General features: G+C 68.2%; 13 protein-coding genes. 9 read left to right on the top strand and 4 right to left on the bottom strand.

The window, feature by feature from the left end; all coding sequences use genetic code 11:
• Nucleotides 1-49 precede the first annotated feature (49 nt).
• On the bottom strand, nt 50-376 hold the full coding sequence (locus ACTIIH_RS03045) for a recombinase family protein (RefSeq protein WP_441450374.1): 327 nt from the start codon (nt 374-376) through the stop codon (nt 50-52).
• Complete coding sequence (locus ACTIIH_RS03040; protein WP_441450373.1) at nt 373-789, bottom strand: hypothetical protein; 417 nt, start codon at nt 787-789, stop codon at nt 373-375. The genes ACTIIH_RS03045 and ACTIIH_RS03040 overlap by 4 nt, the downstream gene beginning before the upstream one ends.
• A 201-nt stretch (nt 790-990) precedes the next feature.
• On the opposite strand from ACTIIH_RS03040, the gene ACTIIH_RS03035 reads away from it, so the two are divergent.
• Nucleotides 991-1,992, top strand: a complete 1,002-nt coding sequence (locus ACTIIH_RS03035) for a DNA-processing protein DprA (protein ID WP_441450372.1) — start codon at nt 991-993, stop codon at nt 1,990-1,992.
• Nucleotides 1,993-2,009: 17 nt separating this feature from the next.
• On the opposite strand, the gene mobF is transcribed toward ACTIIH_RS03035, so the two are convergent.
• Nucleotides 2,010-5,573 (bottom strand): MobF family relaxase, encoded by a 3,564-nt coding sequence (gene mobF / locus ACTIIH_RS03030; protein ID WP_441450371.1) that lies wholly within the window; start codon nt 5,571-5,573, stop codon nt 2,010-2,012.
• A 665-nt stretch (nt 5,574-6,238) separates the two neighbouring features.
• Between mobF and ACTIIH_RS03025 the strand changes: the two genes are divergently transcribed.
• The 6 genes from ACTIIH_RS03025 (at nt 6,239) to ACTIIH_RS03000 (ending at nt 10,994) form a co-directional block, all read left to right on the top strand.
• Nucleotides 6,239-7,360, top strand: coding sequence for a sensor histidine kinase (locus ACTIIH_RS03025; RefSeq protein WP_441450370.1), 1,122 nt, complete (start codon nt 6,239-6,241; stop codon nt 7,358-7,360).
• Nucleotides 7,357-8,025 (top strand): response regulator, encoded by a 669-nt coding sequence (locus ACTIIH_RS03020; RefSeq protein ID WP_441450369.1) that lies wholly within the window; start codon nt 7,357-7,359, stop codon nt 8,023-8,025. Before ACTIIH_RS03025 ends, ACTIIH_RS03020 begins: the two co-directional genes overlap by 4 nt.
• A 102-nt stretch (nt 8,026-8,127) precedes the next feature.
• Nucleotides 8,128-9,033 carry an ATP-binding cassette domain-containing protein gene (locus tag ACTIIH_RS03015; protein WP_190247125.1) on the top strand — a complete coding sequence of 302 codons (906 nt, stop codon included), beginning with the start codon at nt 8,128-8,130 and terminating at the stop codon, nt 9,031-9,033.
• Nucleotides 9,030-9,776 carry an ABC transporter permease gene (locus ACTIIH_RS03010; protein WP_441450368.1) on the top strand — a complete coding sequence of 249 codons (747 nt, stop codon included), beginning with the start codon at nt 9,030-9,032 and terminating at the stop codon, nt 9,774-9,776. Before ACTIIH_RS03015 ends, ACTIIH_RS03010 begins: the two co-directional genes overlap by 4 nt.
• A gap of 1 nt (nt 9,777) precedes the next feature.
• Nucleotides 9,778-10,530: an ABC transporter permease gene (locus ACTIIH_RS03005; protein WP_190247123.1), complete on the top strand. Its 753-nt coding sequence runs from the start codon at nt 9,778-9,780 to the stop codon at nt 10,528-10,530.
• Between the two features lie 65 nt (nt 10,531-10,595).
• A complete protein-coding gene (locus ACTIIH_RS03000) occupies nt 10,596-10,994 on the top strand; it encodes a hypothetical protein (protein WP_190247122.1) in 399 nt (132 codons plus the stop codon).
• A gap of 245 nt (nt 10,995-11,239) precedes the next feature.
• Here ACTIIH_RS03000 and ACTIIH_RS02995 read toward each other — a convergent pair whose 3' ends face one another.
• Complete coding sequence (locus ACTIIH_RS02995; RefSeq protein ID WP_441450367.1) at nt 11,240-12,592, bottom strand: MFS transporter; 1,353 nt, start codon at nt 12,590-12,592, stop codon at nt 11,240-11,242.
• Between the two features lie 92 nt (nt 12,593-12,684).
• On the opposite strand from ACTIIH_RS02995, the gene ACTIIH_RS02990 reads away from it, so the two are divergent.
• Together ACTIIH_RS02990 and ACTIIH_RS02985 are read left to right on the top strand one after the other, a co-directional pair.
• A complete protein-coding gene (locus ACTIIH_RS02990; protein WP_441450366.1) occupies nt 12,685-13,362 on the top strand; it encodes an ArsR/SmtB family transcription factor in 678 nt (225 codons plus the stop codon).
• Between the two features lie 164 nt (nt 13,363-13,526).
• Nucleotides 13,527-14,279 carry an ABC transporter ATP-binding protein gene (locus tag ACTIIH_RS02985; RefSeq protein ID WP_114307611.1) on the top strand — a complete coding sequence of 251 codons (753 nt, stop codon included), beginning with the start codon at nt 13,527-13,529 and terminating at the stop codon, nt 14,277-14,279.
• Nucleotide 14,280 lies beyond the last annotated feature (1 nt).

Raw genomic sequence — 14,280 nt, 5'->3', positions numbered from 1 at the left:
GCTCCCTGCGGGTCGGGAGCGGGGCCAGACGCCGGGGACTGAGGACTGTTCAGTCGAGCCCACCTCGCATGTCAGTGGTCTTCTCGTTCGCGACGTGGATCGTCACTCCGGCCTCGTGGAGGCGCCGCACCGTGGCGAGGTGATCGTCCATCTTCTCCCCGAGACGTGCGAGGTCATTGACGATGACCGCGCTGACCTCTTCCTGCTGGGCGAGGTCGAGCACGGTGGCAAGGCCGTCGCCGATGCGTCCGATGTCGTAGTAGGACCCATCAACGGTCAGCCCGAGCTCGCGTGCGTACTGGCGGCAGTGGATCTCCTGATCGTCCAGCCATTGCAGATTGTGGACCGCGCTGCGTCGGTAGATCAGGGTGGTCATGATGCGCCTCCCGTCAGTGCTAGGTCCACGTCGGCCTGCTCGCTCGATGCTGCCGCGCGCCGGCAGGCGTTGCGGCGCTGGACGTGCTCGCGGTGTCGGACGCGGGCGAGGGCGATGAGGCTCATCGGGCCGAGCCAGAGCATTTTGAGCGCGTTCCATGCGCACAGCAGGACGACCAGGTGGAGCCATCCCCACTCGGAGCCTGCCTGGTCGATGAAGTCGCTCAGGAACTTGCAGGCCCCGATGTAGGGCGCTGCGAGCAGCATCGCGGGAACGCCCCATTTGAGTCCGCGGCGGGTGTAGATGGCATCGCGGATGCGGTTCGTCGGGAAGAACCGGCGGGTCTCTTCCAGGTTCTGGGCGGTGTTCTCGCTCTGACGCCAGCGGCGTCGGACGCGGTCGCTGAGGAACATCGTGGGCCTCCTTCAACACGGTCGAATGATCGAAGCGGCGTGTTGGTGGTGGCCCCTGGAAGGGGGCGATCCCGAAGGACCCTACAGATTGGAAGCCTGCGCTTCACCTCCTAGTTTACGCCGGCACCGGACGGAGTGGAAGGTCTCATCGTGGTGCCGGTGCACCTGGTCGGTAGTGCCTGCGAGTGGAAGGACCCGATCATGGTTTCTCTGGCTGACTATGCCCGCGATGAGCGGACGGCCCGCGTGATGCTCTCGATGATCGTCGAGCCCGATGACACCAACATCGGCCGCCTGCTGCGACGCGAAGGCGGCATCGAGACCCTTCGGCTGCTCGATGCGGGCGGTCCGATGCCCGGCGTCCGGCCCGAGGAAGCGGCGATCCTGCACCACACCGTCCAGCAGGCCGGCTCGCGGGTCGGCTTCGAGAACGATCTGGCGCACGTCCTCGACGGTTCGTATACGCCGCTGATCCCCGGTGATGCGCACTGGCCGGTCTCGGTCGACGCGCTGGGAGAACGCGCCCCCTACGTGCTGTGGGCGCGAGGTGCGACCTCGTTCCTCGCGAGCCGGCGCGATGCGCGGGTCACGATCACCGGGTCTCGGGCCGCAACCGCCTATGGGGATCACGTGGCCGGTGAGCTCGCCGCGGATGCGTCGATGGCCGAGCAGATCGTCGTCTCCGGCGGCGCCTACGGCATCGACGGCGCCGCACATCATGGGGCGCTGGCAGCCGATGGTGACACGATCGCGGTGATGGCCAGCGGCCCGGACCGCCTCTATCCCGCGGGGCATCGCGACATGCTCGAACGGGTCTCCGATCTGGGGCTGGTGATGAGCGAGATGCCACCGGGATCGACCCCGACCCGGCACCGGTTCATCGCCCGCGGTCGACTCCTCGCGGCGCTGTCCTCGGCGACGGTGATCGTGGAAGCCGGGGCACGATCCGGCGCGCTGAACGTCGCCCGCGAAGCACACGCGCTCGGCCGTGGCGTCGGGGCAGTGCCCGGCCCGATCACGTCCGCGGCGAGCACCGGCACGCATCTGCTACTCAGTGAGGGCACCGCTACCCTCGTCACCGGCTCCCACAACCTCGCCGCCCTCACGACCGGCCGGCAGCAGGCTCCGGCACGAGCCCAGGGTCTGAGCTCCGGACTGGACCTCGATGCCCTCGATCAGGAGCGGCCCGGCCGTTCCCTCTGATCCCCAGGGTTCGCTGCTCAGAGCGTGCGTCCCTGCCGGGCCTCCACCGTGAGGTCCGGCTGCTCGGTGTCCGGGGCCCGCTGGCTGAGCTGCTTCGCCCGGTTGAGCGCGGCGGCGGCGCGGGCGGCGTCGATCTTCTGCGCATCCGACCCTCCACCTGCGCCGAGGGGCTGGTCGTCGGTGATCTGGTAGCGGTCGCGGAAGGCCGCGACGACCTGCCCGGCCCGGCGCCACCGCTGCGCCGTCCGCGCGTCTGCCGGCTTTGTTCCGAGCGCGGCCGTCCACGGTGCGCCCTCGTTCGTGTCGCGGTCGAGGACCGCGACCGCGCGGCGTTCGATCAGGTCTTCCCGCTCCACGAGGGTGCGGTGCATCTCGGGGTCGGTGACGCCGGAGGCATACGGGATGAGGCCGGCGATGAGCCGCGGTGCCTGCCGGGTGCGCCCGGAACCTGCGGGCCGGGCGGTGGCGCGGGTGAGCCGGTGGTGCAGGACGGAGGCGATGTCGTCGGCATCGGAGAATCCCCGCGCCCGCACCAACCTGGGGAACAGCTCGTCGAGGTCGTGATGGTTCGCCTCGGCCCGGCGCAGCTCGGCAGACAGGGCACCGTAGGCGTCGGAGCCGAGCACCACGTCGACCTGCCTCTCGGTGAGGCCGGAGACTTCGAGGAGGGTCGCCCAGCGGTCGTGCTGGCCGGCTTGGGCGATGGTCTCGTACTCCGCGGCGAGCTGTCCGATCGACCCCCACCGTTCCTGCTCGGCGGTGATCGTCTCGTGCGCGGACAGCTCGGCCCCGACGTGCTGCAGCACCCCGTACAAGACGGTACGGGCAGTCGCGTCCGGGTTCTCGGAAGGGTGCGGGGCGACATGCGCGTCGTCTGTGGTGTCGGTGGCGACGTAGGCGAAGTTCCCGTGCCGGCCGCGGGTCATCGCGACGTAGAAGTTCTCCCGCGTCGTCGTCGCCGTGGTGATCACGTGCGAGGTGTCGACCGTCACCCCCTGGGCACGGTGCCCGGTGATCGCGTACCCCAACTCGACCTGCTCGGCCACATACGCAGCGGGGAGCACCATCGACCCGCCGAAGCGTCGCCCCTCCGGGCGGACGGTGATCGACCCGTCCTCGCCCACGGCGGTGATCGTCCACCGGTCGCCGTTGCGCACCCAGGCTCTCCCGTTCTTGGATCGCAGACGCCGGTTGTTCTCGCGGGTGATAACCCGGTCTCCTGGCGAGGCGGACGTGCCATCGTGCAGGTCGACCTCCCGGCCCGGCGTGATCGCGCCCTCCATGATGAGGTCGGCGCGGGCACGCTCGTTCAGCTGCGTGACCGTCTCCCGCGATTCGGCCAGCAGGATCGACGCCCGACCGCTCTGGGTGTCGTGCCGCCAGGCGGCGTAGGCGGCGTCGACCATCTCCTCCAGGTCCTCGCCGCGCACGCGCTGGTGCTCGATGAGGGTGTCGATCGCGCTCGTGCGGCCGTGGCGCAGGTTCAGGGAGTTCGTCTTCTCCCACCGGGCGGAGAACCGATGCACGTCGGTGAGCTCCGGGGCGTCATCGCGGTCGTGCACGAGCATCCCGAACGCGCCGCCGGCGTCGACCGCCTGCAACTGCGACCAGTCGCCCACGAGCAGCACCTTCGCGCCGGCTTGTTCGGCGAGGCCGGTGATGCGGTCGAGCGAGCCGGTGCCCGCCAGCGATGCCTCATCGAGGATCACAAGCTGCCCTCGTTCGAACGTGCGTCCCTGGAAGAGATGCATCTGCCACCAACGGGCCGTGTTGTCGGTCTCGATGCCCAACTCCACACCGAGCACCTGCGCCGCGTTCTCCGACGGAGCAAGCCCCACCACAGAGCCGCGGCCGTGCTGCTTCTCCCACGACCGCTTCAACGCGCTCATCGCCGTCGTCTTGCCCGCACCTGCCGGCCCGACCAACACGTCCACGACCCGACCCGAGACGCAGATGCGCTGCAACGCCTCGGCCTGATCCGCCCCGAGGCGGCGGCCCTCCATGTCGGGTCTGCTCGTGATCCGCTCCACTGTCGCGAGGTCGACGGTCGGTCCAGTCGTCGTGTGAGAGCGGTCGAGGAGACGGTCTTCTGCCGCCAGCAGCTCCTCCGTCGAATACAGCACCGCCCCCGAGTGACGGAACCGGCTCGACCCGTCCGGGCGGCGGAACAACAGCGGGCTCGACGCCAGCTCCGGCGGGGTCAGCCGCAGCGACGCATCCTCGGCGGCGTCGGTCACCATCGCGGTGATCGCCTCCCGATCCTCCGCGGACGCGAACCGGACACCCATGAGCTGCCGGGAAGTCTCGGCGTGCAGGTTCCATCTCCGCCACGTCGAACGCTTCTCACCCACCATCGCGACGACCGAGCGGCCGAGATCGGCGATCGTGTCCAACGGCACGTCGTCGGCACGCAACAAGGCCGCCGGCTCCCCGATCGCGGTGATCGTGCGCGCCCAGCCGGTCGCATCCTCACCGAGCAGGGCACTGGCACGGTTCCGCCATTCGGAGGTGAGGTCGGCGAGGGAATGCGCCTGCTTCTCCGGGCGGGTGGCGAGCGTCGCTTGCGCCCGCAACTTCACCACGGTCGTCGCCGACGGCTCCCGGCCGTGCTTCTCGACGTAGGCGTCGATCAGTCGGGTCTTCTCCTCCTCGATCTGCCGGGTCCGTGAGGAGAACTCCGTCACCAGCTCCTCCGGCACAGGGGCGAGCTCCCATGCCGGGTTGCGGTCGCGGCCGCGTTCCCGGGCTTCCCATTCGATGCCGAACGTGCCGGTGATCCGGTCGGCAAGGGTCGCGTTGTAGAGCTCGGACAGAGCGACGACCGAGGCATGCACGGGCCGCCCGGCGAGAGTGCGCCACTTCTGGTCCTGCACCGTCAGCACCTTGTTGCTCACAACCACGTGCGTATGCAACTGCGGGTCTGCCCTGCGCGAGTCGTAGTGGTCGAACGCGGTTGCGAGGACACCGGCGACATCGACATGGGCGACCGCCCCCTCGGGGCCTGCGGCACCCACGCGGGTGGTCGCGACCTCTCGTTCGAGGAACGCGATCACCTCTGCAACCGCCTGATGATGCGCGTCCGCAATCAGGGATTGCGTGCCCGCGTCCGCAACTCCCCACAGCGCCGACAGAGACTTCGGCACCGAGAACGTCAAGTCATAGCCGGCGACCGCCCGGCGGGTGCCGCGCTCGGCCTCCTCCGCCTCGATCGCCGCGACCTGCTGTGCACGCGAGACCGGCCCCAGCTCGGGGTCGAGGCCGGCGACGCGCTTGTCGACGCGCTCCTGCACACTCGCGTACTGCCGGTACGCCTCACCCAAGGCCTCGCCCGTGATCGGATCGCGGCCCATGCCGACCAGGAGCTGAAGCTGCGCCTCGGACACCTGCCCGCCCTCGGCGAGCTCGCCAGTACCGAGGTATGGCAGGCCCGAGCCCATCCAAGAGCCGGGAGGAGTTCCCTCTTCCGTGTAGTACCTCGTCAACGGCGTGGACAGCGAGCGGTCGCCATCGCCCGCGGCGACCGTGCGCAGGAGGTACTGGTAGCCGTCGCCGGCCGACATCACACGCATGGAAACCGTCATGTAGGCCAGGTGAACCGTCGGCATCTCGCATCGGTGACGCGGACGATCCCCGACGTGTCAACTTAGGTTGACGCGGCAGGCCTCTCTTGAAAGACGTGTGGCAGCTCATGAGGCGCTCCGGGCTGGGGTTGACTCAGGCGGATCTGCTCGCGGAACAGACGTCTGGCCGACGACGATCAGACGATGAGCCGCGCCGGCTGGGCGCTGCGAATGACGGTCGTCGTACACCGGGCAGGTGATCTTCCCGGCGAGGGACGTCACGAGGGGTGCGCTCACCGGACTGGGAGGCTCAGTCGCGGCTAGCTTGAAGTCGGGGTTCCTTCCTCCGTGTAGTACCTCGTCAACGGCGTCGACAGCGACCTATCGCCGTCGGCGGCAGCGATCGTACGCAACAGATACTTGTACCCATCGCCCGCGCTCATCACCCGCATCGACACCGTCATGCCCACCAGGTGAACCCGGCCAGCACGAGCCGAGGCGGCGCCTATCTCTGGACGGCGTTCCGTCGGTGGCGCGGTCTCGTCCCCTCTGATGTCCAGCCTTGAACGCTAGCCTTGGACAGCATGGTAGCCAGGACGACTCTCGACGCTAGTCACGAAGCGTCTACGTCTCAGGGCTGGGCGTGGGCTTATCGACGTCTCATCGATGCAGCAGTTGCGATACTGGTGTTCGCCTACGACCTCCTGTTCCTTGTCTCCATGCTGGTAGGCGGCGAGTTCACGCCGCTGATGTTCGTAACCGCACTGGTGCTGTCGCTTGCGATCTGCGTGCTCTATCTGTTCCGGCACCGGTCGCTCCCGTGGACTTTTGCTGGCATGTTCACCGCAGCGGCGGCGCAGGTCGCCATCGGGATCGGGCTCGCGCCGGCCTCGGTGACCGTGCTGGGGTTCATGCTGTACGCGATCGGTTCGTGGGGAACTTGGAGACTGCTGATCCCAGCCGTCGTACTGACGGCAGGATGGACGGTGCTCGCCGGTATTCCGGTGGTGCGGGACGATCGTGCGCGCGTCGGCGAGATCGGGATGCTGATGCTCGCCTACGTCCTCGTTGCACTCGTGGGGCGCCTCCTCCGTGGACGACGCGAACGATTCGAAGCATTGCAGGCACGTGCCGAGCAGTTGACGCGGGAACGGGATGCGCAGGCAGCGATCGCGGCCGCAGAGGAGCGGACACGGATCGCCCGGGAGATCCACGACATCGTCTCGCACAGCCTGGGCACGATGGTGGTAATGGCCGACGGCGCCGCGCAGACGGCGACTGCAGACCCCGAGCAGGCGGGGGTCGCGATGGCGCAGGTGCGCGACACCGGCCGTGACGCGATGAACGAGATGCGGCGGATGCTCGGGGTCCTGCGCACCGCTGATCCCACAGGTCGTTCGCCGCAGCCCGGGTTGGGCGAGGTGGATCGGCTGGTGGCGGAGGTGCGTGCGACGGGGTTGCGGGTCGATGTCTCAACTGCGGGCGTGCCGGTGCAGCTGCCGTCGGGTCTCGATCTGGCCGCGTTCCGGATCGTGCAGGAGGCGCTGACGAACGCGCGCAAGCACGGCGGGCCGCTGTTGAGCTTGGTGAAGGTGTCCGTGACCTACCGACCCGATGCAGTGGACCTCATCATCACTGATGACGGACGCGAGCCCGCCGCTGTGCCGGCCGGGGCGGGTGGAGGGCACGGCCTGGTCGGGATGCGCGAGCGCGTCGACGCCTACGGAGGCGCGCTGCGCGCCGGCCCTCGTCCGGGCGGCGGTTATGAAGTGCACGCGACGTTGCCCCTGGGAGGTGGTGCGGGATGACGATTCGGCTGGTGTTGGTCGATGACCAGGAGCTGTATCGGGCGGGCTTCCGGATGGTGCTGAGCAGCCGTCCCGAGTTCGAAGTCGTCGGCGATGCCGACGATGGCGACACCGCGTTGGAGTTGCTGCGCACAGTCGAGGCGGACGTGGTGCTGATGGACGTGCGGATGCCTCGCATGGACGGCGTGGAGGCGACCCGGCGCATCCGCGAGAAAGACGGCCCGCGGGTGCTGGTGCTGACCACGTTCGATCTGGACGAGTACGCCTACGACGCGATTCAGGCCGGCGCCTCCGGGTTTCTGCTGAAGGACGCCCCATTGGAAGAGCTTGTCGCGGCGATCCGGCATGTCCATGATGGCGACGCCGTGGTCGCGCCGAGCACCACCCGTCGTCTGCTGGATCGCTTCGCCGAACAGCGGCCCCACCCTGCTCACGATCGCACTTGGAATGGAGAGGGCATCTCCGAGTTGACGGCGCGAGAGCGCGAGGTGCTGGAACTCATCGCTCAGGGGCTGTCGAACGGTGAGATCGCCGAGCGTCTGGTGATCGCCGAGAGCACGGCGAGGGTGCATGTCGGTCGCATCCTCGCGAAGCTCGGACTGCGCGACCGAGTCCAGGCGGTCGTGATGGCCTATCAGATCGGGATCGTCCGCACCGGCACGTAAGCAGATCGAGTACGCGACCGGCTGCGGATAAGCAGAACGCGTAGCGAAAGATAGTCGTCCAGGCAGACGATTCCTCGCGTGATTCTGGCGAGAGTAGATGTCATGTCACTCGTCGTCTCCACCGAGAAGCTCACCAAGTCCTACGGCTCCCGCACCGTCGTCCAAGACCTGGACCTGCGCATTCCCGAAGGGTGCGTCTACGGGTTCCTCGGCCCGAACGGTTCGGGCAAGTCCACCACGATGAAGATGCTGCTGTCGCTGATCCGCCCGAGCAACGGGCAGGTGCAGATCATGGGCCGCCCGATGAACCGGAGCACCCGTCGGGAACTGCTCGGGAAGATCGGGTCGCTGATCGAGTCGCCTCCCGGCTACGGGCACCTCACCGGCCGGGAGAACATGCGCATCACCCAGCGCCTGCTCGGGTTGAACGACCAGCAGATCGACTTCGCCGTGCGCACGGTGCGGATGCAGAACCAGATGGACAAGAAAGTCCGCGAGTTCTCCCTCGGCATGAAGCAGCGCCTCGGCATCGCCATGGCGCTCGCGAGGCAACCGAGGCTGTTGATCTTGGACGAGCCGACGAATGGCCTGGACCCTGCTGGCATTGAAGAGATCCGCGATCTGCTCCGCCGCCTCGCCGAGGGCGGGATCACCGTCATGGTGTCCTCGCATCTGCTCGGCGAGATCGACAAGACCGCGACCATGCTGGGCATCCTCAGCCAGGGCCAGATGATCTTCCAAGGCACCCGCGACCAGCTCTTCTCTGCCGCGACCCCGGATGTGCTCATCGACTGCACACACCCCAGCCGGGCGCAGCAACTCTTCGCGCGGCACCACCAGACGACCTTGGAGAACTCGACGCTACGGCTGCCGGGTGCTGACGACCGCACCACCGCGGGCGTCGTCGCCGCGCTCGTCAGCGAGGGAATCGGCGTCTACGGCGTGCGCCGCGACGAACAGACCTTGGAGCAGATCTTCATGAGCCTGACCGCGGGCGGTGGACTGTGAACGGGACGGCGGTGCGCAACGAGTTCGCGAAGATGCGGCACCTGCACCTCGGCTTGCTCATCGCGCTGCTGGGCGTGATCATGCTCGGGATCGGCCTGTTCAGCTCGCTGGGCAGCCCGGACTTCGACCGTGCGACGCAGGATTCCTGGAACACGCTCATCGGCGGCACCGCGTCGGGTATCACTCTGGCCGCGCCGCTGCTGCTCGCGGCGATCGCCAGCCGGCAGGTCGATATCGAGCACCAGGGCAACGGCTGGCTCATGTCGGCCACCTCCGGCATCACCCCCGGCGGGTTGTGCCGAGCGAAGTTCCTCGCCCTCGGCCTCCTCGTCGCTGGGGCCACCGTCGTCACCAGCGGGCTGCTCGCGGGTGCCGGGCTGCTGCTGGGCATCACGGCCCCGTTCCCGGCCGGGCGATGGATCGGCTTCACGGCGGCACTGCTCGCAGTCAACCTCGTATTGATCGCCCTGCATACGCTCATCGCCGCACGGGTGGAGAACCAGCTTGTCGGCATCGGCATCGGTCTGCTCGGAACGATCCTCGCCCTGTTCGGCACCGCCGTTCCCGCGTGGATCTCCCACCTCACCCCCTGGGGCTACTACGCCCTGGCCACTGCATCCGGCTACGTCGACGGCGTTCTCGTCGCGGTCACGCCCGCCTATCTGAGCATCGCCGCGCTCTGTGTCATTGCGGGCGTCGCGTTCCTGCTCCTCACCCGCCAGTTTGACCGAAAGGAGGCCTGACGTGAACGCCATCGGTGCAGAACTCGTCAAGCTCAAGCGCTCCCTGAGTTGGGCCGTCGTCGTCCTGCTTCCCATTACCCTCGTCGTCTCCGGATCGGTCATGACCCTCATCGACGGGCGCCCGCTCGAAGACGGCTGGCACACGCTCTGGATGCGTTCGATCGTGTTCTACGGCCTGTTCCCCCTCGCGGTCGGCGTCGCGATCCTCGCCTCACTGATCTGGCGGGCCGAGCACCGCGGCAGCAACTGGAACGCGCTCATGAGCGGGCCGACGTCCTCGCTACGCATCGTCCTGGCGAAAGCCACTGTCATTGGGATGCTGGCCGCGATCATGCAGGTGCTCGCAGTGGCGACCACCATCGTGCTCGGCAAGCTCGTCTTCCAGTTGCCCGGCTTCCTGCCCGGCGAGTACCTGATCGCAGCGGTCGTCATCATCGTGGCCTGCTTCCCGGTCGCCGTGCTGCAGTCCTGGCTCTCGATGCTCATGCGTTCCTTCGCCGCGCCCGTCGCGGTCGCCTTCGTCGGTGCGGGCATCTCCGCGTTTCTGCTCGTGCTCAAGCTGACACCGGCTATCTTCATCAGCCCCTACGCCACCGTCAGCAGAGCCACCCAGCTCGGCACCTCCACCTTCGCCGACACCGGGGAGGTCACCGGGCCTGTCGTCGCTCTCATCATCGGAGCCGCTCTCATCCTGTCCGCCGTCCTCACCACCGCGAACACCGCCATCCTCGAACGCGGCGACACCCGAACCTGAACTCTCCGCCCTCTGTCCGCGAGAGCGCACACGTTCTCGCCTTCGATGCCTCAGAAAGGTCGATCATGTCCACGCCTCACCAGCCCCAGCACCCCGACCAGCACGCCACCGGGACGAATGCCCGATTCTGGCAGGAGACCGGCGATGCGATGGCCCCAGCGTCCGCACCCGTCGAAGACACCACACCCGAGCACCGCAGAAACGGCAGCCGCGGCTACGGTCTCACCGCCTTGATCATCGCTGCCTGCTCGATCGTGCTCGGCATCGTCACACCCCACTTCGCCGCCATTCTCGTCGCCGGCGGTGCCGTGGTCGCGGGGATCGGCATGCGCAAGTGCGCAGGCGGCCCGCGTAAACTCGCCGCCGCCGGGCTCATCGTCTCGGCGATCGTGTTCGTCCTCTGCGTCGTCTACACGATCATCGTCTACGCAGTTATGGGCCCCAGCATCTACCAGGGTCTCTGAACGCCACCCAAGACACTCCTCCCGATAAGAGCAACAGCGTGACGAGGAGGAAGGGGCGCCCTCCTCCGAGTAGTACCTCGTCAGCGGAGTCGACAGGGAACGATCGCCGTCACCGGCGGCGACGGTGCGCAGGAGATACTCATAGCCGTCGCCAGCCGACATCACCCGCATCGAGACCGTCATACCCACCAGGTGAGCCGACGCCGTAACCGACGCTGCCGCTACACCGAGGCAGGGTTCCGCCTTCAGGAATAGAGCGACTGCTTGTTCACGGCGTTCCAGAGGACGAGAGCGAGGCCGAGAGCGAAGGCGATCGCCGCGCCGAGGGCTGCGGCTCGGAAGCCGGTGATGTTGCCGAACCCGGTTGCGAGGCTGCCGAGCATGGCGACGCCGACGACGCTGCCGGTCTGTCTGGCGGCGTTGATCACGCTTCCGGCGATCCCCGTCAGGGTGTCCGGGGCGGCGGAGACCGCGGCGCTGGTCGCCGCGGGCATCGCGATCGCCATTCCCAGCCCTGCGACGAATGTCAGGATCGCCACCACCGGGTAAGGGGTAGAGGTGTCGAAGATCATCAGACTCGCGAATCCTGCCGTGCCGATCGCGAGGCCGGTGAGCATCGCCCGCTGTGGGGTGTGTGCGGCGGTGATGCGGCCGCCGAGCGGGGCGCCGATGATCGCGCCGAGTGCTTGCGGGGCCATGACGAGCCCCGCGATCGCGGGTGCGAGGCCACGGGTGTCCTGGATGTACAGGGTGAGTGCGAGCAGTTGCCCGAAGAAGCTGAAGTTCAGCACGAACCCGACCACCGTCGCCGTGGAGAATCCGGGCGCGGAGAAGATCGACAGTGGCAGCATCGGCGCCCGGCTGCGGCGCTCGTGCCACACGAACCCGACTGCAGCCAGGACCGCGACAGCGAACCCGGCGGCCGCACGGGCGGTGAGGCCGTGGTCGCCGGTGTCGATGATCGCGAACGTCAACCCGGCCAGCGCCAGGATCGCCAGCATCTGACCGGCCGCGTCGAGCCGGCCCGGTCTCGCGGTACGGGCGGGCAGAGACCGGAGGGCGCCAATCGCTATGGCGACGACGACGGGCACGTTGACCCAGAAAGCGGCGCGCCAGCCGATTCCGTCGAGGAGCACGCCGCCGAGCAGCGGTCCGACCGCCGCGGCCACGCCGCCGGCCGCGCCCCACAGTCCGACCGCTGTGGCTCGTGCGGCGGGGTCGGTGAAGAGCTCGGTGATCAGGGCGAGGGTGGCCGGTACGACCGCGGCCGCCCCGATGCCTTGGATCGCGCGGGACGCGATGAGCAGGCCAGCGTTCGGGGCCAGGGCGCACGCGATCGAGGCGAGCGCGAACACGGCGATGCCGGTCAGGTAGACGCGGCGCGCCCCGTATTGGTCGCAGGCGCTGCCGGCGGGCAGCAGCAGGGCGGCGAACACGAGCGTGTACGCGTCCATGATCCACGCCAGGCCACCCGGTGAGACTGACAGACCGGTGCCGAGGTGGGGCAGGGCGATATTCACGATCGTGGTGTCCAGCATCACGAGGAAGTAGCCGGCGACGACGACCCATGTCCCTGCACTGCTTGCCCGTTGCCCCATGGGTTTCCTCTCGTCGTACTGCGTTCAGCTACGACGCTCCCACGCGGATGGTTCGGTGGCCGCCGAACCGTTCGGGCGGGAGAATGGGGGGCATGGAGCGGACCTTCCCCGAAGCGGCGCCGAGTATCGCGCCGGTCGCGGCGGCGCTGGCCGACCCGTCACGGGCGGTGATGTGCACGGCGCTGATGGACGGGCGCGCCTGGACGCCGGGCGAGCTGGCGACGCTCTGCGGTATCGCGCGCTCTACCGCGACCGAGCACCTGCACCGGCTTGCCGAGGCTGGTATCACCGTCGACGTCCGGCAGGGCAAGCACCGCTACGTCACCCTCGCCGGTGATCAGATCGCGGAACTCCTCGAACGCCTCGCCGCCGTCAGCGGTCACACGCTCCCGACGGCGCCGAGCCTGAGCGCGTCCGACCGGACGAGGCGATTCCGCGAGGGGCGCACCTGCTACAAGCATCTCGCTGGGCGTCTCGGCCTCCACCTCACTGACGCCCTCCGCTCACACGGTCATCTCGATGAGGACTGGCGGCTCACCGGCGCCGGCACAGCGTGGGCCGCACGTCACCGTCTCGATCTGTCCGAGCATCGCGGCAAGCCCTGCCTGGATACGACGGAACGACGTCCTCATCTGGCCGGGCCCCTGGGAGTCTCCCTCTGCGCGGCCCTGTTCGCGCAGCGCTGGATCAGCCGCATCGGAGACGGCCGAGCGATCAGGCTCACGCCAGATGGTCGAGGCAACCTCCGCGATCTCCTACAACTCGCCTGAAACCATGCCCAAGGAGATGCCGCTACGTTCACGACCGGACGGCGTTCTCGCTTGCATGTGGTGCCGCTTGGCTGGCGTGGGCGGTGAGGGGTAACGCTGGGGTTACCTCCGATTGGGGTGGCAGCGTCATCGACGGAGGGGCGCTTGCGGCGTGAGATGGACGTATGGTTCTTCATCAGGCACCGGCCCCTCCTGCGTCGACGATTCACGCCGAGCAGATCGTCAAGATCCCCACCGGCAGCGTCGGGCAGCCTCCCATCCTTCGGGGTGTCTCTCTGGACCTGAGCGGTGGTGGACTCACCGCCGTGGTCGGCCCCAGCGGTGCGGGCAAGACATCCTTGCTGTATTGCCTCAGCGGCCTCGACAAGCCGGACCAGGGGCAGGTCTGGGTCAACGGAACGGATCTGTACTCGCTCGGCGACGAGAAGCGCACCCGGTTCCTTCGTGGGACGGCGAGTTTCGTGTTCCAGCAGTACAACCTCATCGGCTACCTCACCGTGGAGGAGAACGTCCGGCTCCCTCATGCCTTGGCCAAGCGGAGAATCGATGCCGACGCGGTGACGGACATCCTCGCCCGGTTCGGTCTGACGGAGAAGCGTTCGGCGCGGGTGAGCACGCTGTCCGGGGGTGAGCAGCAGCGGGCGGCTCTATGCCGGGCGATCCTGATGCGGCCGTCGGTGATCTTCGCCGATGAGCCCACCGGCGCGCTCGACACCGCCAATACCGGCATCGTGCTGCGGGTCTTGCGTGAGCTGGCCACCCAGGACTGCTCGGTCGTGATGGTCACCCACGACGTCGAGTCCGCCGCGTTGGCCGATCGGATCGTGTTCATGCGCGACGGGATGATCGCCCATGTCACCGGGCGGCTCGGCGTGGACGAGATCCTCCACACCATGGCACGGCTCGGAGGCAGGTGAC

Origin of the sequence: Brevibacterium sp. (genome assembly GCF_052105255.1) — a bacterium.
GTDB classification, from domain to species: domain Bacteria; phylum Actinomycetota; class Actinomycetes; order Actinomycetales; family Brevibacteriaceae; genus Brevibacterium; species Brevibacterium linens_B.
Note: the sequence above shows the minus strand (reverse complement) of the source record. Positions and strands in the feature narration are given on the sequence as shown.